Here is a 17,992-nt window from a genome sequence, read left to right on the forward strand (position 1 = left end):
GTCAAGCGCCCACGAGTTTTGAACCATTAGGAGAAAACCATGGCTGATTCAGCCCGCGCCGCACGCCTGGCTAAGCGCGTACAGGTCCTCATGGCCCAGTCGCTGCGCAACGTCATCAAGGACGAGCGCATTGACAACGTCACCGTGACCGACGCTCGCGTCACCAACGACCTGCAGCACGCTACGGTGTACTACACCGTCTTTGGCGATGACGAGATGAAGAAGGACATCGCCACCATGCTGGAAAAGCGTGGCGGTGCCCTGCGCAAGGAATTGGGCCGCAATCTGACCATCCGCCTGACCCCAACGCTGGCATTCGTCGCCGACGAAATCCCCGAGGGTGCCTCGCACCTGGAGGAATTGTTGGCCAAGGCCCGCGAGAAGGACGCCGAGGTTGCAGCTCTGCGCGAAGGCAAGGACTTCGCCGGAGACCAGGACCCGTACAAGAAGGACGAGGACGCCGAAGAAGCCTAAGGGCTTCTGGGCTTCATCCTGACTGGACCAACGCCCCGGCCAGCACGCATTGCGTGCTGGCCGGGGCGTTGTGCGTTGGCCTCGATTACCCTCACAGCGAAGCGCGAATCCCTGCCGAAGGCTGGTCGCCGGGAAGGTGGTGGGATAGCGTGATCAGAAACCGCCGGATCCGACCAAAGGTGCAGCACATGCCAGAATTCACCACAACATTGAGCGCAACCGGCGGGAACAACGTGGGCATCGTGGTTCCCGATGGCATCGTGCTCGGATTCGGCCGCGGCAAGCGCGTACCGGTCATCGTGTGCATTGACGGGGACTACACGTACCGGAACAGCATTTCCTCCATGCACGGGCAGTTCCTCATTTCCTTCAGCTCCGAGACCCGTGCTGCCACGGGCAAGGGTGCGGGCGATGAAATCAGCGTGAGACTCGAACTGGACGAGGAACCGCGCACCGTCGAAATCCCCGAACCGCTGGCCGTGCTGCTCTCCGCCGAGCCAGAGCTGCTGGACGCTTGGAACAAGCTGTCCTACAGCAAGCAGCGCGGCCACGTGGACCCCATCGTGGCTGCCCGCGGCGAGGACACCAGGACGCGCCGGGTCGAGAAGGTCATCAAGACGCTGCGCAGCCACTAGCCTGCCGGGGCCATGCCCGCTGAGCCAGCAGGCCAGCCAGCCCCGGTCGCAGTCGGCAGCAGCGTGAGCAACCCACCGGTGCCCCGGAGCTACTGCACGGTGAATTGCAGGCGCTGCCAGCCGCTGGCGCCATTGGGCACCGGGTTGGCTTTCTCGCTGGTCTGCAGCGTGCCCTGTGCATCATAGGCGCGGACGGTTGCCGAGTGCGTTCCGGGTGCTGCGTCCTTCCATACGAAGCGCCACTGCCGCCAGGTATCCAGCGAGGCTTCGGTCGCCAGTTGGGCATCTGCCCACGGTCCGTCGTCGATCTGCACCTGCACACGCGAAATGCCCCGGGTCTGCGCCCATGCAGTTCCGCCCAAGACGACTTCTCCGGCAGGCACCTGGGCGAACGGGCGAGGGGTATCGATGCGGGAAGACATCTTGATTGGACCGCGTTCGGACCAGCCGCGAGTAGTCCAGTAGGCCGCCTTGTCTTGGAACCGCGTCACTTCCAAATCGACCACCCATTTGGTGGCCGACACGTAGCCGTAGAGACCTGGAACCACCATGCGCACCGGGAAACCATGCTCGAAAGGCAGCGGCTCGCCGTTCATGCCGATGGCCAGCAAAGCCATCCGGTCGTCGGTGAGCGCTTGGAGCGGGGTGGAGGCACTGAAACCGTCGTGCGAAGTCGAAAGCACCATATCCGCGCCGGCCTGCGGAACCGCGCGCTCCAGCAGCTTACGCAGCGGGTAGCCCAGCCATTTCGCGTTGCCTACCAGATCGCCACCGACGGGATTCGACACGCAAGTGAGCGTCAGATAGGTTTCCACGAGTTCTTCGCCCAGCAGCTCGTCGAAGTTCACGGTGAATTCCTTCTCCACCATGCCGTGCACGCGCAGCGACCACTGGTTCGGGTCGATCTGCGGCACCGAAAGCGCGGTATCGATGCGGTAGAAATCCTGGTTGGGAGTCACGAAGCGGGGCATGTCCGCTACTTCTACCTGCACACCTTCGGGCAGGGGTTCCGCCTTGGTCCGGGCCGCAGGCAGGCGCAAGGCCTTGCGTGCGGCGGCGGCCATATTCCGCGATGCCGACAGCGAGGTGGAAACACCGGTGGAGACGGCCGCGGCGGCCAGGGACAGGGCTGCGCCTATCAAGAACTTCCTGCGGCTTGGACCCGTCGCGTTGGCGCCCTCGTCCTGCCTTGGGGCCGCGGCCACAGCCAGCCGGGTCAGCCACTGCAGAAGCCCGATACCGGCGATCGCGCCCAGTACCGTCGGGATGATATCCAGCAGGCTGGTGGAAGCACGAGCGGCCACGGCACTGGAGAGCAGTACGGCCAAGCCGATGATGGCCGTGCAGGCCAGCGCAAAACTTCGCTTGGCGATCAGGCCGATCATCGCCGCCAGGACTGCGGCGGCTGCACCGATGGAAATGAATAACGCCAACTTGTCATTGGTCCCGAAGGTCGCGATGGCGAAGTCCTTGAGCCATGGGGGAGTCAGGTCGATAATGGCTGAACCCAGCGCGAAAAACGGCGAGGATGCATTGTTGAAAAATGCCGAGGCGAATTGGGCCACGGCAAACATGATTGCGGCCGAGCAAATTCCAGCCACCGCGTGGAATACGAGTTTACTGCTGCTGCGCTTCTGCCAAATGCCCACTGCCACTCACCTCATGCGTTGCGGTCCATGTTCCCCTGCAGAATGCAGGGGAACAACTTCTCACAGTGTTTTCGGAACGGGCAGCATTGCGGATTGGAACAGGCTACAAGAACTTCCGCACGCTCACAGCGATTGGACCATGATGGGGTCTGTTGTAGGGGCAGGGGAGCCGGTGGCCGGCTCGACCGTGATCCCGAAGTGCGTGATGCCCTTCATTGGATCCGAAACCATGATCATGCCGTTGGCATCACCGCCGGTGAGCATTCCCGCAGGAACCGCCCCTTCTGCCGAGATCAGCCACAGCTCGTAGCCCTTGTCGCTGGACAGGGCTGGCATGCCCGAGGTGGACACCGCCATCAGGCCTTCGTCGGCAGAATAGGACAGCGTGATTCGCGCGCCGTCGTCCAGTGTCTGCGTTTTCGACTTGGCATCCGGGGCAGCCAGGATCCGGCTGAGCTCTTCTTGATGCGAGGCCATGGCGGCCATCTGGCTTTCCAGCTCGCGCTGCTGGGAATTCTGGTTGATGGCCAAGCCGCCCAGGGCCACCGCTGCCAGCAGCAGGACGCCGGCGGCCAAGGCGAAGAAGCGCTGCGGGCCGCGTTCTGCGCCAGGTTGCGGGGCCTGGTGCGTTGCAGTGGTTTCGGTTTCCCGTTCAGCAGGAGCAGCTGGTTCAGCAGGAGCTATTGGGTCCTGTGCCTGGACGCCGTCGTGATCGAGGGCCGTCTCCTGCACAGGTGCCAATTGCTCGGTAGTGCGGATAGCGGCCATGATGTTGTTCTTCAGCCGGGCCGGAGGATTGACCGGTTGCGCTGACAAGCCGAGCAGTCCAGCAGTTTCCTGCAGGGCATCCAGTTCCCGGCGTGCCAGGGCAGAGTCGGGACCCCCATGCTGGAGGGCTTCGCGTTCCTTGTCTTCCAGAGCATCCAGGGCGAAGCTGTCGGTCAGCTCGTTCTCGTGCTTGTCCATTACGCCGCTCCCATCAGTTCTCGAAGTTTGCCCATTCCATCGCGTATTCGCGTTTTCGCGGTTCCCACCGGTATTTTCAGCAGCTCTGCGACTTCCGTGTGGGTGTATCCGCCGAAGTAGGCCAGGTGTATCGCCTCGCGTTGCGGGGCGGTGAGCCGCTGCAGGGCTTGGGCTACGCGCATGGTCTCGTCGTGCAAGATGGCATTCTCTTCCACGTCGTCGTAGCTGTCCTGGAATTCCTTGATTCCAACGCGCAAATCCCGGTCCTGGCTCGCTTGGCTTGCTCGCACCCGGTCGACGGCCCGGCGGTGGGCAATAGTCAGCAGCCATGATGCTGCCGTGCCACGCGTCGGATCAAAGCGCCTTGCCTGTTGCCACGCTTCGACAAACACTTCCTGGGTGACTTCTTCGCTCTGTGCATTATCGCGAAGCACCCGCAGCACGAGTCCGAAGACCCGTGAAGCCATGGCATCATAGAGCGATTCGAAGGCAGATTCATCTCCCAGCGCGACCTGTTGCAGCAGGACGTCTGGCGTTTTCACGGAATCGTCTTCCATGGCATCGAGTCTATTGGAACTCATGAATCCTAGGGTCTCATGCATCTGTGGCTAAGCGGCTATCTGCTGTGGCGTGGCGTTTTGCGAAAAGATCCGTCCAAGGGAACCAGGTTCCCGTTGCACCGGCGAAGGTGATGCCTGGAAGGTATTCCATGCACCACCTTCATGCCAGCGGCCTTGATGATTCTGGCGATACTACTTCTTTGCCGGTGGCATCAGGACGGTGTCCACCAGGTACACGGTTGCGTTGGCGGTCTGCACGCCGCCGCAGATGACCGAAGCCCCGTTGACTTCCAGATCGTCGCCGCTACCGGTGACTTCCACCTCTTCGCCCTGGACCGTTGCGTGGGTTCCGGGAAGATCATCTGGTGCAATCTGGCCGGAAACGACGTGGTAGGTCAGGATGCTGGTCAGGGTGTCGGCATCCTTGGCAACTGCGGACAGGTCATCCTTCGGGATTGCCGCGAAGGCGTCGTCAACCGGTGCGAAGACGGTGAATTCGCCGCCATTGAGGGTATCGACGAGATCGACATCAGGATTCAGCTCACCGGAGACTGCAGAAGTCAGGGTGGTCAGCAGCGGGTTGTTCGAGGCAGCGACGGCCACTGGATCCTGGGCCATTCCGGCTACCGAGCCATCACCGGTCGGGACTGCTTCGGCGTAGGCCGCGCAACCCTTGCCCACAAGATTGCTTGCTGGATCCATTGCCGATTCGCTGGCCATGGGCGAGCTGCTTTCCGAGGCGGACGCCGTGGGCGATTCCATGGTTTCCGAACCGGTCGAGCAGGCGCTCAGTCCCATGGCGGCGACTGCGATGAGCCCGAATGCTCCAGCGACTTTGCTGTATGTGCGCTTCATGATTTTCTCCTTGCTTCGCCGCGACTGATGTCGTCGGTCCTTTTCCTGTCCGTGCGGATCAGGTTGTCAATGAGCATTCGGGGCAGGTTGCCCGACGGATTGGATTCTCTTGGAAATTTTTTTTGCGTCTTGCTGGCAGGCCGTGAAGCTGCCGGATCCGCGGGCTGGCGGGCCCGGTCCCGGAGCATTGCCGGCTCATGGAAATAGGCTGCAAGTGGGATCTGCCACGCTTGGAACCAGCGACAGCCTTATTCTCTGCACAAGCCATATACTGGAAGGCGTGAGTAAAGCCGGGCAGAACACGCAAGAGCAGGCCTCAGGCCTCGTATTAGTCGACAAAGAGCAGGGAATGACCTCCCATGATGTGGTCGGTCGCATCCGCAGACTTGCAGGGACTCGAAAAGTCGGCCACGCCGGCACCCTGGACCCCATGGCCACCGGCGTGCTGGTTATCGGCGTGAACAAGGCAACCCGGCTGCTGACCTACATCGTCGGCCACGACAAGACCTATACCGCCACCATCCGGCTGGGGCAGAACACCGTCACGGACGATGCCGAAGGCGAAATCATTTCCGAGCGCATCGCCGCAGCGGTCAGCGACGAAGACATCGAGCGCGAGATCGCCCAGCTGCGCGGAGACATCGAGCAGATCCCGAGCTCGGTCTCGGCCATCAAGGTCGATGGCAAGCGTTCCTACGCTCGCGTGCGCGCTGGCGAACAGGTAGAACTCAAGGCCCGCCCGGTCACCATTTCGCGGTTCGAGATCCATGAGGTGCGCCGCGAAAACGGCGGCAAGATCCTCGACGTCGACGTCACGGTATCGTGCTCTTCTGGAACCTACATCCGGGCGTTGGCCCGCGACCTGGGCGAAGCATTGAACGTTGGCGGGCACCTGACGGCGCTGCGCCGTACCGAGGTGGGCCCATACAAGATCGAGCTCACCCGCACCCTGGAGCAGCTGGCCGGGGAATTCGAGATTCTCCCAATCGAAAAGGCTGCTGCCGCGCTGTTCCCGAACCGCACGGTCAGCGTCGACGAAGCCGTGGAATTGTCTTTCGGCCGCACCATCCCCGCCTCGCATCTGGGCATGGACATTGCCGAAGGCCAGACCGTTGCGGCTTTCGCTCCCAATGGCGTGCTGGTCGCACTGCTGGAAGACAAGGGCGACAAGGCGCGTACGGCCTTGGTCTTCACCGCTAAGTAATCCCGAAAGGAACTGGCTTGATTGCCGTCAATGGATTCTTCATCGCCGGAGCGGTGGTCTGCGCACTGGCATTGCTGGTGGCAGTTATCGCAACCGCTATCCGCAAGCACCCGGATGACTGGGCGCTGATCGGTGCGTTGGCCACCGAGCTTTTCCTGATTGCCTACGGCATCGCGGCCGCGATCCGCCAGGTCGGGGGAAATGCGGTGCAAGGCGACCCGGTGGAATTCTGGGGCTACTTCATCACAGCGCTGATCATGCCGCCGGTGGCCTTCTTCTGGGCGATCAGCGAGAAGAGCCGTTGGTCCAACGCCGTGCTGGCCGCGTCGGCCGCCGTCACCTTCGTAATGGTGTTCCGCATGGAACAGATCTGGCAGTAGGAGTACTCACATGGGTGAAAAGCCGCGAAATTCGCGAATCATGCAGGCCGCTCAGGCGCGCAGCACCAATAAGGCCCCCAAGCCAAGCCGGTCCACCGGACTGGGCCGGGTGATCATTGCCGTGTACGGCATCCTCGCCCTGGCGGCGAGCGTGCGCGCGGTGTACCAGATCATGAGCAAATTCGACGAAGCGCCGATAGCCTACAGCCTGTCGCTGTTTTCTGGCCTGGTCTATATCCTTGCCACATTCTCGCTGTCTTCAGCCAAGCGTGGTGCCTGGCTGGTTTCGCTCTGGGCGGTAGCCGTTGAATTGGCAGGCGTGATCGTGGTCGGCATCTTGTCGCTGACCCACCCCGAAGACTTCGCCCATCCATCGGTGTGGAGCGGTTTCGGCGAAGGATACGGCTACGTTCCACTGGTGCTGCCGATTGTCGGCTTGTGGTGGCTGTACCGTAACCGTAATGAGCGTCACGCCTAAAGACGTGCAAGAATTACCACGGTGGGTTTTCCATCCACCGCAGCAGAATTTCTGAAGGAGCAAAGTGCACTATTGGAAGGGCTTGGATGCCGTCCCCGCGGATATGGCTCCCACTGTCGTGACCATTGGCAACTTTGATGGTGTCCACCTGGGCCATTGCGAGGTGCTGGATGCAGCTGTCGCGCAGGCCAAAGCACGCTCGGCTCAATCGGTAGCGATCACTTTCGACCCGCACCCGGCGCTGGTGCACCGTCCCGATGATGCTCCTGAATTGATCATGGGTCTGGCTGACCGCGTGGACACCTTGGCCAGCGTTGGCCTGGATGCCACGCTGATGATCCACTACACCCTGGAATTCGCGGACCAGAGCGCTGAAGAGTTCGTTCGCTCCATCATCGTAGAGAAGCTGAATGCCGTGGCCGTTGTGGTCGGGCATGATGTGCGTTTTGGCCGCGGCAATTCCGGGGACTTCAGCTACATGCAGGAACTGGGCACCAAATACGGTTTTGAAGTCATAGGTGTCGAAGACGTAGGGGACAAGCGCCGCTTGTCCTCGACCTGGGTCCGTGAAGAACTAGCCGCCGGCAATGTCGAAGCTGCCGCCGCGATCCTCGGCCGGCCGCATCGCATGCGCGGTGAAGTAGTCCATGGCCATGCCCGTGGGCGCGAGCTGGGATTTCCCACCGCGAATCTGGACACCGAAGCCACTGGCATCATCCCCGCCGATGGGGTCTATGCCGGCTGGGTGATCGACGAGGCCGAGGTGCGTTGGCCAGCAGCAATTTCCGTCGGGTCGAACCCCACCTTCGATGGCGTCTCCCGAGTGGTTGAAGCCCACGTGATTGACCGCCCCGAAGAAGGCGTGGAAGATTTCGATCTGTACGGACAGCAGATTGTCGTTGAGTTCATTTCCCACCTGCGTCCGATGGTTGCCTACCGCGGCATCGAAGCCCTCATTGAGCAGATGACCGAGGACGTTGACCAGGCCCGTGCGGTGCTGGCTATAGAACGCCACTAGGAATCATGGCTGAGATACCATCATTGCCGCAGCGGGCCTTCGTCGTGGGCGCCCAGCGCCGCGACGAATTAGCTTCCGCTTTCCAAGCCGACGCTGAAAGCTATGACAAGATCCGTCCTTCCTATCCGCAGGAAGCCTTGGAATTCACGCTGCAGCACCGACCGGTGAGTGCCATTGACATCGGTTGCGGTTCGGGGATCTTCACCGAACAGCTCATCGGTGCAGGCCTGGAAGTCAGGGCCGTAGACCCATCGGCAGAAATGCTCTCGGTCCTGTCCAAGCGGCTGCCAGCGGTCGAGGTAACCTGCGCCGCAGGTGAAGCGACCGGCTTGGAGGCCGATAGCGCTGGCCTGGTGACCTATGCCCAGGCATGGCACTGGGTGGACCACCCTCAAGCCAGTGCCGAAGCGGCCCGATTGCTCCATGATGGCGGTTGGCTCACCCTGCTGTGGAATCAGCTGGATGTCGCCATTCCCTGGGTTCACCGCTTGGCACGCATCATGCATGCCGGCGATGTGCACCGGCCCGAGCTGGAGCCGCCGTTGGGACCGCAGTTCCAGAAGGCGGAGCATGGCATCTGGCATTGGTCCATGGAACTGGATTTTCACGAGATCGTCGAGCTGACCAAATCCCGCAGCTACTACCGCAAGTCTTCAGAGACTACCCGCGCCAAGGTGGAAGCGAACTTGGCCTGGTATTGGCAGGAGCATCTGGGGCACGAGCAGGACGCAAAGGTGCAGGTGCCCTATCTCACCCATGCCTGGAGGTCCCGCCGGCGCACCCGTCGGTGATATGATTGACGATGGTTCTCGCTGCAGTCCGCGGTTGCGAGTTTCCGCCGTGAGCGTCTCGACGTTCGCACCGACTTATGAACGCGGTCCAACTCTAGGAGTTTGTTATGGCATTGGATGCCACTATCAAGAACGAAATCATCAAGGCTTACGCTACCCACGAGGGTGACACCGGTTCGCCTGAGGTTCAGATTGCCGTCATGTCCCGCCGTATTTCGGACCTGACCGAGCACCTGAAGATGCACAAGCATGATCACCACACCCGCCGTGGCCTGATGGCTCTGGTTGGTCGTCGTCGTCGTATGCTCGGCTACCTGAAGAACACCGACATCGAGCGTTACCGTTCGCTGATCGAGCGTCTGGGCCTGCGCAAGTAGTCCTCTGCTTCAGAGCAAGAAATTCCCCGTCTCCGCTTCAGGAGTCGGGGATTTTTCTTTGCCTCCGGACCTTGGCAACGCCGTTCATGTGTTCGCTATTTGCCGGCACGAATCAAGATCAGTAATCGACAGAGGCAAGAATCGGATGAATTCCTGCTCTCCCAAGCTCATCCCGCAGGCAAGCACATGACGGAACAGGCGTCGGAGCGACCTTGGACGCACTCGCTAAGGTTTCCCCGGATTAAATTCCGCCCCGAATATCTCGGTATCTGACCTTCCTGTGGAGCCACGTACCGTTGGGCTAAGGCTAATGAGCCATCCCGCGACATTTTCCGAAACCTGAAGGTCACTTTGACCTCAGGTTTCTTCTCGTTTCTCCAGTTTTCCATGCCCTTTCCGAGGCGCCGCCGAAGTGGTTGCATGGCTACCAAGCACGGAAAAAGCGCGAAATAGAGGGGAACAGGGATGAATAATTTCAAACGGTTGAACTTTCGTAGCATGGGCACGGCGGCGGGGCTGACGGCAGCAGCGTTCTTTTTAGCCTCATGCACTGCGTCAGCTCACGGCACGGATCTTGAGAACCCTGACGGCACAATAACCGTCCGCTACGAAGGAAGCGCCAATACCGTGATCCTTCCGGAGCTGGCTGAAGACCTGGGCTACCTTGACGGTGTGTCCTTGGAATGGGTTGGCAACAACTCCAGCGGGCCCTCGGCGATCCAGAACACGGCCACCGGTGCCACCGAGATCGGCAGCGCGTTCTCCGGAGCAGTGGTGAAGCTGCAGGAAGCTGGATCGCCTGTCACCGCGGTGGTCTCATCCTATGGTTCCAATGCAGACTACTTTGTCGGGTTCTACACGAGCGAAGACAGCGGCATCGAAGAACCGAGGGACCTCATTGGCAAGACAATTGCAGTCAATACTTTGGGCGCTCATTCTGAAGCGGTCGTTAGCAGCTATCTGAAATCCGAAGGCCTGACGCCGCAAGAGATCGAGCAGGTGCAGCTGGTCGTTTTGCCACCTACCGACACCGCACAAGCTGTTCGCACCCATCAGGTCGACGTTGGCGCTCTTTCCGGGGCTTCCCAAGTGCATGCAGTGAAGCAAGGCGGCTTGCGAGAAGTTTTCAGGGACACGGAAGTCTTCAGCAACTTTGATGCCGGAGAGTACGTCCTTCGGGATGATTTCATCGCTCAATACCCTGAAGCAGCGCATTCCCTGGCCACTGGCATTGCCAAAGCAGCGGACTGGGCTTCGACGCATCCGCGCGAAGAGGTCATCAAGAGATTCACCGCAATCGTTGAATCCAGGGATCGCGGAGACGACGTTGAAGCCCTGCAGTACTTCAACGGCTATGGCTTGGGCGAACACGCAGCCATCGAAGACGAGGACTTCAGCAGATGGGCGCAATGGCTCAACGATGCGGGGATTATCGAAGGAGAAATCACCCCCAGCGAGTACTACACCAACGAATTCAACGACGTCGCAAACGAAGGGCAGTAATCGCGCATGTCTACCATTGAGATCAAGAACTTGGGCAAGAAATTCCTCCGCTCCGGATCGAGTGAAGATACTGCCGTCACGGCCATTGAATCACTGGATCTCCGGATCCAGGACGGAGAATTCTTCACCCTTGTCGGCCCCAGCGGATGCGGCAAATCCACTCTTCTGGATATCTTGGCCGGGTTGGCCGCGCCAACTTCGGGCGAAGTTCTCGTTGATGGCGAGCCGGTTTCCGGTCCCAGCCTGGAACGTTCAGTAGTCTTCCAGCAATACGCGCTCTTCCCATGGCTCACGGCAGTGGCCAATGTCGAGGTGGGGCTGGAGAGCCAGGCCCGTCGCGGTCGGGGACTGGACAAATCGGGAAGGCGGATCCGCGCTAACGAATATCTGCGACTCGTTGGCCTGCAGGGTGTGGAAGACAAGTACCCCCATGAACTATCCGGCGGCATGCGTCAACGCGTGGCCATAGCCCGTGCCTTGGCCCATGAACCCAAGGTGCTGCTGATGGATGAGCCGTTCGCCGCCCTGGATGCCCAAACACGCGAACAACTCCAGGACTTGCTGCTAGATATCTGGAGTCGCACCCGAACCACGATTGTCTTCATTACGCACGGCATCGAAGAAGCCGTGTACCTGGGGCAGCGGGTAGCGGTGATGTCCTCCAAACCCGGACGAATCAAGGAGATCATCAACATTGAACTCGACGGGCGCCACAGTGTTGATGACATCCGCTCGGCTCCCCAATTCAGCGATTACCGCCATCGCATCTGGACGCTGCTTCACGAGTCCGCTCCCAGTGCCGGCAAATCGCCGGTGAGCCACAAGTCGCTCGTTTCTCCAGGAGTACCAGCATGAGCACCTTAGCCGTACCGGACCAGCGCCTGCAGGGCTCCACCGGGGAGTCAAATCGGCCTTCTCCTTTCCTGCGTTTGGCCGGAAGACTGCGGTCAACGCTGTACCGTTCGGGTGCGATCATCGGTTTTCTCCTGGTGTGGGAGCTTGTCCCGCAATTCGTCCTGGAACCATCATCCCGGGTCTTTCTTCCTCCCTTGCATGAAGTACTGCAGGCACTGGGGAAGATGATTGCCTCAGGGGATCTGGGCACGCACATCCTGGCAAGCCTGGGCCGGGCGGCCGTAGGATTCACGCTCGCTGTCCTCATCGGCGTGCCCGTCGGATTGGTCGTCGCGTGGTTCTCGAAAGTCGGCGATTTCCTCAACCCGTTGCTGGAGGTATTCCGAAATACCGCGGCCTTGGCGTTGCTTCCGGTCTTCACGCTCCTTCTCGGTATTGGCGAAGTATCCAAGGTATCGATTGTCGTCTACGCGGCGTTCTTCCCGGTGCTTCTCAACACGATCCTTGGAGCACGCAGCGTAGATCCCTTGCTGATCAGGGCGGCAAAAACCTTGGGGCTCACCAGCTACGAGATCTTCGCGAAAGTTGTCCTGCCCTCGTCCGTACCCATCATCTTTACCGGCGTCCGGATGGCAGGAACGTCGTCCGTGCTGGTGCTCATCGCCGCCGAAATGATCGGCGCCAAGGCTGGACTGGGCTTCCTGATCACCAATTCGCAAGCCAGTTTCCTGATCCCGAAAATGTACGCAGCCATACTCACTGTCGCCATCCTAGGGTTCACGGTCAACGCAGCACTTGTAGCGCTGGAGCGCCACTTCTCGCGCTGGGCTCGCGCCTAGACAATCTTCCTACCGAAGGGACTACAACCATGACACGAACTTTGACTCTCAACGCGTTCTTGATGACTACCGGGCATCATGAATCCTCGTGGCGCCTGCCGCTGAGCGACCCTCTTGCCGGAACGGACATCGGCCACTACATCCGTTTGGCGCAGCTGGCCGAGAAAGCGAAGCTCGACGCGATCTTCTTCGCAGACGGCCCAGTGCTTCAAGGGCCGGTCGCCCAACGACCTGCAGGAATCCTCGACCCTGTGACAGTGCTTTCTGCCATCGCCCCGTTGACCCGGCACATTGGGCTGATAGCGACCGCATCAACCAGCTACAACGACCCCTATAATCTTGCCCGCCGCTTTGCAAGCCTGGATGTGATCAGCAATGGGCGTGCGGGCTGGAACGTCGTCACCACAGCAGGCGATGCAGCGGCGAGGAATTTCTCCCAATCCGCCCAATTAGACAGCTCGCAACGATACCGTCGCGCCGAGGAATTCCTGGAGGTGGTGAAGAAGCTCTGGGACTCCTGGGAGCCGGATGCAGTCGTTGCTGACAAGGGAAGCGGGATCTGGGCGGATCCGGGCAAGATACACTCCGCGGCCCACATCGGGGAGCACTTCCAGGTTGCTGGAGCGCTCAATGTCCCGCGGTCGCCCCAGGGGCATCCGGTGATCGTCCAGGCGGGAGCTTCGGCCGCCGGCAAGGAATTCGCCGGGCGATGGGCTGAAGCCATTTTCACCGCTCACCAATCATTTGAGTCTGCCAGGGACTTCTACCAGGAAATCAAGGACAAGGCAGCAGGTAACGGCCGAGCAGCGCATTCGGTCAAAGTCCTTCCAGGAATTGTTCCCATCCTTGGTTCCACGGAAGCCGAAGCCAATGAATTGGCGGATTCCCTGGATGAGCTCATTCTGCCGGAATACGCCAGGAATACGTTGGCCCAGCAGTTGCATGTGGAGCCGGCAATCCTTGAACTGGACCGAGAACTTCCCGCCGAGCTGGAGAATACCGTGGCCAAGGAGAAATCCACCTCCCGAAGGGATCTCATCTTGGATTTGGGTTACCGAAGGAAGCTCACAGTTCGCCAGATCATCCGGGAGCTAGGTCCTGGCCGGGGACACCAGACGTTCTCGGGTACGCCGGAGCAGCTGGCGGACCGGATCGAGTACTGGTTCAAAGCCGGAGCGGCCGATGGATTTAATATCATGGCTCCGGTCTTGCCGGCAGGTCTCGAAGTATTCACGGAGCAGGTAGTCCCGATTTTGCAGCAGCGCAAGCTTTTCCGTACCGAATACGAGCAGAGTACGCTTCGCGGAAACTACGGGTTGCCAGTACCGGCAAATAATCGCTTGGACTTGGCATTCTAGAGCCTGATAGTCGTGTACCGAAGGACGAGAGCCATTGCTCTCGTCCTTCGGTTGCCGGTGGGATCAGGCCCCGGCGGATACCGGTTGCTGGTTCAGCTGCGTCCTCCGGGAATGCCTTGGGCGATCAGCATGGAGAAACCGCAAGGAAAGTACTGGCGAGGGGAGCCGCACGAAGTTGATTCGACAGGGCTCCCACCACGGGCAGCAGCTGGTGAAAAGCAAATCGAAGTAGCGCGATTACTACCCGGCATCGCGCAAGAGCAATAAGAGCTTCATCAGCGCCAAGACCCTGGCCAAAACCAAGGCTGTCACCCGTGGCAAGAAGGGCAACGGCGTTTGGGCGCTTTCCAGGAACAAAGCAAAATCATTAGCTGCAGCTACTAAGGACGGCAAGGCGCCAGTTGGACCCGAAATCAGTGGAGGAGGCAAGAAGGGTACATGTGGCACTTCCACCCCAACAAGCGGACCCCTGACGTTCATCTCTTCTGCGGAAGCTCGACCTGGGAAAGAACTTGCACGAAGCATTGGTGCCGCAAGCTACTGTTGGCGGTACCAATAGTGCTTGAATTGGGGAACTATGACTGACTACCAAGAACTCTTGCAGGCTGCTCGTGCACACTACGGGGTTGGCGCTGCTCCACGCGTGTCGGAAGCTGCAGCACTTCTCACCTCGTTGGGTGGCAAGACCTTCGACTACTCCAGGTTCGCCGGCAACCTCATCGATGAATATGTAGACTCGGCACGTGTAGTTGCAGCCTACGATATTTCCGACCCAGAGCTCCTTGCTTCCCGGTCCTTGCCGGTTGAACGCGAAATGATGGAATGGCCTCCCGAAGAAGATGAAGACAGCTACGACGTTGTGTTCACTAAGGATGAAGAGCTGTGGAACGTCATTCAGGACGAGCTCGGTGGGATGAGGCGAGCAATTGTCTTGCTTGAGCATGCTGAAGGGGATGCAGGCGCTGTAGGCAACTTCCGTGTAGCTGGATTCGCACAGTGGCTAAGGGAGACGCTCTGGGCTGCTACCGGTGTCGTTCCGCGAGATCCAGGCTGGCCGGATGAGAGCGCCATTCTGTATGAGAAGGCTTTTGCGATGCAGGGACGGCCAGGTTGCGAACCAGACCCAATCGATTGACGAGTATTGTCGGGTCAATCCGAGACACTTTCCAAGCTGCTTGCATCACCAGCCACGCTTTCGGCAAGGGGTGCATGGCGTTGCATGGAGTACGGAATGCGTCATACAAAGTCCAGTAGAAGTCGAAAACGCTTGGATCCGCGAAGCTACACGGATCCAAGCGTTTTTTATGAGATTTCGGGCTGGGTTACGACTTAGCTCATTGTGCCTCGGCCTCGGACTCGGCGGCTGCGGCTTCAGCGGCCTTCTCCTGGTGGATCACTTCGGCCAAGAGCTTTTCCATTTCCTTGGCGACACCTGCGGCGGAAGCTGGGTTCTGTCCGGTGACCAGGCGTTCGGAGACTTGTACATTCTCTTCGAAGTTATCGGCGGCGATATGCGTGGCGCCTTGCTCGGTGAGCTTGTCGGCCAGGAAGAACGGAATGATCTTATCCTTGCCTACGGCCACTTCTTCATCGTTGGTGAATGCTGCAACGGTTTTGCCACTTAAGAGTTTCAAACCATGATGCAGCTCGACATCGAGCAGACCGGCCGGGCCGTGGCAGACTGCACCGACAACGCCGCCCTTGTTGTAGATAGCGCCGACCAGCTTTTGCAGGCCCTCATTATTGGGGAAGTCCCACATGGTGCCGTGGCCTCCCACGAGGTACACGGCGTCGTACTGTTCGGGGTCGACGACTTCAACCCTTGCGGTGTTGTACAAGCCGGCACGGGTCGTTTCGTCCTGGGTGAACTGGACCTGGACCGGGTCGTCCTGGTCCACTGTGTCGCGCGGGGGCTGTCCGCCTTTAATGGAAGCGAAGTCGACGAAGTGCCCGGAATCCCGGAACACCTTCCATGGATGTGCGGCCTCGGCGACGTTGTATCCGGTAGGTTCCTTGTCATTACCGATTTCGGAAACGCTGGTCAGGACCATGAGGATTTTCTTCAAGGTGTGCTCCTTTCGCATTCGTCCTTCCACCCTTGTACAACAGGCAGGCTGTCGCAAGGGCGATGCGCAAGTTGCCAGTTTGCTTTCCGGAATCGTGCTCCGGAGGGAGAACAAGTGGGACGTGGCTCCTGTTTCTAGCCCCGGAGCGAGTTTGGCGTGCGTTGCCAACTAAGCATGCGCTTAAAGCCAACGCCCTTGGGGCGGACTTTGCGAGAATGAATGCACCGGCCGGGATATGCCGTGCATCACTTCTTGAACCTTGGAGAGCCATCCCGGATTGGTATCTTTCGAAAGGATTGCACTCGTGAACACCGCCCCTAGCCTTCTCTTGGTCAACGGCACCATCCATACGCTGGATCCGCATGAACGCATAGTCAATGCGATGGCCGTCCGCGCAGGAAAGATTGTCGCGCTCGGAGAGGATGCGCTGGCGCTGCGTGGGCCGGAAATGGAAATTATCGATCTGGACGGGGCCACGATCATGCCCGGGCTGATGGACGTGCACAATCATCACATGCTTGCCGGGCAGATGGACCTGTTCGAGCTCAACGTTCCGCCAACTCTCAACCTGGACGAGTTCCTGGAGGCAGTCGCGGTCTGGTCGGATAAGCTGGCTGCGGACCAGTGGGTCATCGGTGGCAGCTGGGGTTCGGGCCTGTTGAGCGAGATCAATACGCCCCAGGCACTGGCGCGGCTGGATCAGGCCACCGGCGGCCGGCCGGCCTTGCTCAAGGATGATGCTAAGCACAACCGATGGGTGAACAGCCATGCCTTGGAGCTTGCGGGCATCACCGGCGCGACCCCTCACCCCGAAGGCGGGGAAATCATGCGGGATGCCGAAGGCCGAGCCACCGGCGTGCTGCTGGAAGCCGGCGGGGTCATTGTCGAACAGGTCCGCGAATCACTGAGCCCCACGCCGACTTGGCAGTTGGCCGAAGCGGCATCGCGGGGCATGGAAATACTGCATTCTTACGGCATCACCGGTTTCCAGGATGCTGCCGCCTCCTTGCAACTCATGCAGGCCCTGAAAGAACTCGATGAATCCGGGAATCTGCACGCCTGGGTGGTTTCCAGCATGCAGGCCAATGACTTCATTTTCGGGACCCATCCGCTGGGCGAGGGGATCATTGCCGAGCGCGAGCAAACCAGGTCAACTCATCACCGCCCGGATTTCATCAAGATCTTCCTTGATGGCGTTCCGCCGGCAGGGACCGGAGCCTTCATCGAACCGTATCTGGAGGGTGCGGGATTCCCTGAATGCCATTGCGGCAACACCACAATGCCTCCAGAAGAACTCGAGGGCTGGCTGATGAGCACGGCGCGGCGGGGCATTTCCGCGAAGATCCACTGCACCGGCGATGCTTCGGTGCGCCTGGTCCTGGACACAGTCCAAAAGGTGCGCGATGCAGGTCTGGGCGACCCGAAATACCATATCGCCCACGGCCAGTTCATTCACCCGGATGACCTGCCGCGCTTTGCAGAACTGGGAGTCACCGCGGATATCTCGCCGTCACTGTGGTTCCCCGGGGTGATTACCGAAGCCATGAAACTCGTCCTTCCCGCCGACCGGGCATCCAAGATGCACCCGAACAAGACCTTGCTGGCCATCGGGGCGCTAGTTGCCGGCGGCTCGGACTGGCCGGTGAGCGTTTCCCCGAACGCATGGGAAGGAATCTACGGTCTGGTCACCCGCAAGGATCCTACCGGAGCTTTCCCCGGAACGCTCTGGGAGGAAGAAGCCGTGACCTTGGCGGATGCCTTGCGCATCTACACGATCAATTGCGCCAAAGCGATGGGACTGGATGACCTGACCGGGTCGCTGGAAATCGGTAAGTCCGCTGACTTCATCATGCTCTCGGCAGACCCGTTTGAGGTGCAACTCGAAGAGCTGCCGCAGATCACTGCACAGCAGACCTGGTTCAGCGGGCAAAAGGTCTACGACCGACTCGGATCCTCGAGCGTGCCGGTGCGCTAATCGCCTGCC

At 60.0% G+C, this 17,992-nt stretch carries 19 protein-coding genes; 14 read left to right on the plus strand and 5 right to left on the minus strand.

The window, feature by feature from the left end; all coding sequences use genetic code 11:
* Window positions 1–39 precede the first annotated feature (39 nt).
* Window positions 40–474 (plus strand): 30S ribosome-binding factor RbfA, encoded by a 435-nt coding sequence (rbfA, locus tag ACIP6G_RS12490; protein WP_105657282.1) that lies wholly within the window; start codon window positions 40–42, stop codon window positions 472–474.
* Between the two features lie 188 nt (window positions 475–662).
* A complete protein-coding gene (locus tag ACIP6G_RS12495) occupies window positions 663–1,109 on the plus strand; it encodes a YdeI/OmpD-associated family protein (protein WP_400290382.1) in 447 nt (148 codons plus the stop codon).
* Window positions 1,110–1,198: 89 nt separating this feature from the next.
* On the opposite strand, the gene ACIP6G_RS12500 is transcribed toward ACIP6G_RS12495, so the two are convergent.
* The 4 genes from ACIP6G_RS12500 to ACIP6G_RS12515 form a co-directional block, all read right to left on the minus strand.
* Window positions 1,199–2,683 (minus strand): molybdopterin-dependent oxidoreductase, encoded by a 1,485-nt coding sequence (locus ACIP6G_RS12500; protein ID WP_400290574.1) that lies wholly within the window; start codon window positions 2,681–2,683, stop codon window positions 1,199–1,201.
* Window positions 2,684–2,881: 198 nt separating this feature from the next.
* Complete coding sequence (locus ACIP6G_RS12505; RefSeq protein ID WP_400290384.1) at window positions 2,882–3,724, minus strand: anti-sigma factor domain-containing protein; 843 nt, start codon at window positions 3,722–3,724, stop codon at window positions 2,882–2,884.
* Window positions 3,724–4,305 (minus strand): ECF RNA polymerase sigma factor SigK, encoded by a 582-nt coding sequence (gene sigK, locus ACIP6G_RS12510; protein ID WP_286172043.1) that lies wholly within the window; start codon window positions 4,303–4,305, stop codon window positions 3,724–3,726. Before sigK ends, ACIP6G_RS12505 begins: the two co-directional genes overlap by 1 nt.
* Window positions 4,306–4,476: 171 nt before the next feature.
* Window positions 4,477–5,139: a fasciclin domain-containing protein gene (locus ACIP6G_RS12515; protein WP_105657286.1), complete on the minus strand. Its 663-nt coding sequence runs from the start codon at window positions 5,137–5,139 to the stop codon at window positions 4,477–4,479.
* 280 nt (window positions 5,140–5,419) lie between these two features.
* Between ACIP6G_RS12515 and truB the strand changes: the two genes are divergently transcribed.
* From truB to ACIP6G_RS12570, 11 genes are all read left to right on the plus strand, one after another.
* On the plus strand, window positions 5,420–6,343 hold the full coding sequence (truB, locus tag ACIP6G_RS12520; RefSeq protein WP_105661834.1) for a tRNA pseudouridine(55) synthase TruB: 924 nt from the start codon (window positions 5,420–5,422) through the stop codon (window positions 6,341–6,343).
* A gap of 17 nt (window positions 6,344–6,360) precedes the next feature.
* On the plus strand, window positions 6,361–6,723 hold the full coding sequence (locus ACIP6G_RS12525) for a hypothetical protein (RefSeq protein WP_400290386.1): 363 nt from the start codon (window positions 6,361–6,363) through the stop codon (window positions 6,721–6,723).
* Between the two features lie 10 nt (window positions 6,724–6,733).
* On the plus strand, window positions 6,734–7,201 hold the full coding sequence (locus tag ACIP6G_RS12530; RefSeq protein WP_181148828.1) for a hypothetical protein: 468 nt from the start codon (window positions 6,734–6,736) through the stop codon (window positions 7,199–7,201).
* A gap of 64 nt (window positions 7,202–7,265) precedes the next feature.
* Complete coding sequence (locus ACIP6G_RS12535; RefSeq protein ID WP_105657289.1) at window positions 7,266–8,219, plus strand: bifunctional riboflavin kinase/FAD synthetase; 954 nt, start codon at window positions 7,266–7,268, stop codon at window positions 8,217–8,219.
* Window positions 8,220–8,224: 5 nt separating this feature from the next.
* Complete coding sequence (locus tag ACIP6G_RS12540; RefSeq protein WP_400290388.1) at window positions 8,225–9,010, plus strand: class I SAM-dependent methyltransferase; 786 nt, start codon at window positions 8,225–8,227, stop codon at window positions 9,008–9,010.
* A 107-nt stretch (window positions 9,011–9,117) separates the two neighbouring features.
* Window positions 9,118–9,387: a 30S ribosomal protein S15 gene (gene rpsO, locus ACIP6G_RS12545; RefSeq protein ID WP_013348393.1), complete on the plus strand. Its 270-nt coding sequence runs from the start codon at window positions 9,118–9,120 to the stop codon at window positions 9,385–9,387.
* A 627-nt stretch (window positions 9,388–10,014) separates the two neighbouring features.
* Complete coding sequence (locus ACIP6G_RS12550) at window positions 10,015–10,890, plus strand: ABC transporter substrate-binding protein (protein ID WP_400290389.1); 876 nt, start codon at window positions 10,015–10,017, stop codon at window positions 10,888–10,890.
* A gap of 6 nt (window positions 10,891–10,896) precedes the next feature.
* Window positions 10,897–11,745, plus strand: a complete 849-nt coding sequence (locus ACIP6G_RS12555; RefSeq protein ID WP_105658237.1) for an ABC transporter ATP-binding protein — start codon at window positions 10,897–10,899, stop codon at window positions 11,743–11,745.
* Window positions 11,742–12,584 (plus strand): ABC transporter permease, encoded by an 843-nt coding sequence (locus tag ACIP6G_RS12560; RefSeq protein WP_105658236.1) that lies wholly within the window; start codon window positions 11,742–11,744, stop codon window positions 12,582–12,584. The genes ACIP6G_RS12555 and ACIP6G_RS12560 overlap by 4 nt, the downstream gene beginning before the upstream one ends.
* 29 nt (window positions 12,585–12,613) lie before the next feature.
* The gene (locus ACIP6G_RS12565) at window positions 12,614–13,942 is read left to right on the plus strand and encodes an LLM class flavin-dependent oxidoreductase (protein WP_400290393.1); all 1,329 of its coding nucleotides are present in this window, start codon (window positions 12,614–12,616) and stop codon (window positions 13,940–13,942) included.
* A gap of 577 nt (window positions 13,943–14,519) precedes the next feature.
* A complete protein-coding gene (locus tag ACIP6G_RS12570; protein ID WP_400290395.1) occupies window positions 14,520–15,077 on the plus strand; it encodes a hypothetical protein in 558 nt (185 codons plus the stop codon).
* 199 nt (window positions 15,078–15,276) lie between these two features.
* Here ACIP6G_RS12570 and ACIP6G_RS12575 read toward each other — a convergent pair whose 3' ends face one another.
* Entirely contained in the window at window positions 15,277–16,008 is a 732-nt protein-coding gene (locus ACIP6G_RS12575) for a type 1 glutamine amidotransferase domain-containing protein (RefSeq protein WP_133832988.1), read from the minus strand.
* A gap of 304 nt (window positions 16,009–16,312) precedes the next feature.
* Between ACIP6G_RS12575 and ACIP6G_RS12580 the strand changes: the two genes are divergently transcribed.
* Window positions 16,313–17,983 (plus strand): amidohydrolase, encoded by a 1,671-nt coding sequence (locus ACIP6G_RS12580; RefSeq protein ID WP_400290397.1) that lies wholly within the window; start codon window positions 16,313–16,315, stop codon window positions 17,981–17,983.
* Window positions 17,984–17,992 lie beyond the last annotated feature (9 nt).

This window comes from Glutamicibacter sp. NPDC088483 (assembly GCF_044753145.1).
GTDB lineage: Bacteria > Actinomycetota > Actinomycetes > Actinomycetales > Micrococcaceae > Glutamicibacter.

Coding starts and splice junctions, on each gene's coding strand:
- ACIP6G_RS12495 (WP_400290382.1), top strand. CDS start 663: ATGCCAGAATTCACCACAACATTGAGCGCAACCGGCGGGAACAACGTG.
- rbfA (WP_105657282.1), top strand. CDS start 40: ATGGCTGATTCAGCCCGCGCCGCACGCCTGGCTAAGCGCGTACAGGTC.
- ACIP6G_RS12555 (WP_105658237.1), top strand. CDS start 10,897: ATGTCTACCATTGAGATCAAGAACTTGGGCAAGAAATTCCTCCGCTCC.
- ACIP6G_RS12570 (WP_400290395.1), top strand. CDS start 14,520: ATGACTGACTACCAAGAACTCTTGCAGGCTGCTCGTGCACACTACGGG.
- ACIP6G_RS12565 (WP_400290393.1), top strand. CDS start 12,614: ATGACACGAACTTTGACTCTCAACGCGTTCTTGATGACTACCGGGCAT.
- ACIP6G_RS12505 (WP_400290384.1), bottom strand. CDS start 3,724: ATGGACAAGCACGAGAACGAGCTGACCGACAGCTTCGCCCTGGATGCT.
- rpsO (WP_013348393.1), top strand. CDS start 9,118: ATGGCATTGGATGCCACTATCAAGAACGAAATCATCAAGGCTTACGCT.
- ACIP6G_RS12540 (WP_400290388.1), top strand. CDS start 8,225: ATGGCTGAGATACCATCATTGCCGCAGCGGGCCTTCGTCGTGGGCGCC.
- sigK (WP_286172043.1), bottom strand. CDS start 4,305: ATGAGTTCCAATAGACTCGATGCCATGGAAGACGATTCCGTGAAAACG.
- ACIP6G_RS12530 (WP_181148828.1), top strand. CDS start 6,734: ATGGGTGAAAAGCCGCGAAATTCGCGAATCATGCAGGCCGCTCAGGCG.
- ACIP6G_RS12515 (WP_105657286.1), bottom strand. CDS start 5,139: ATGAAGCGCACATACAGCAAAGTCGCTGGAGCATTCGGGCTCATCGCA.
- ACIP6G_RS12500 (WP_400290574.1), bottom strand. CDS start 2,683: ATGTTTGCCGTGGCCCAATTCGCCTCGGCATTTTTCAACAATGCATCC.
- ACIP6G_RS12560 (WP_105658236.1), top strand. CDS start 11,742: ATGAGCACCTTAGCCGTACCGGACCAGCGCCTGCAGGGCTCCACCGGG.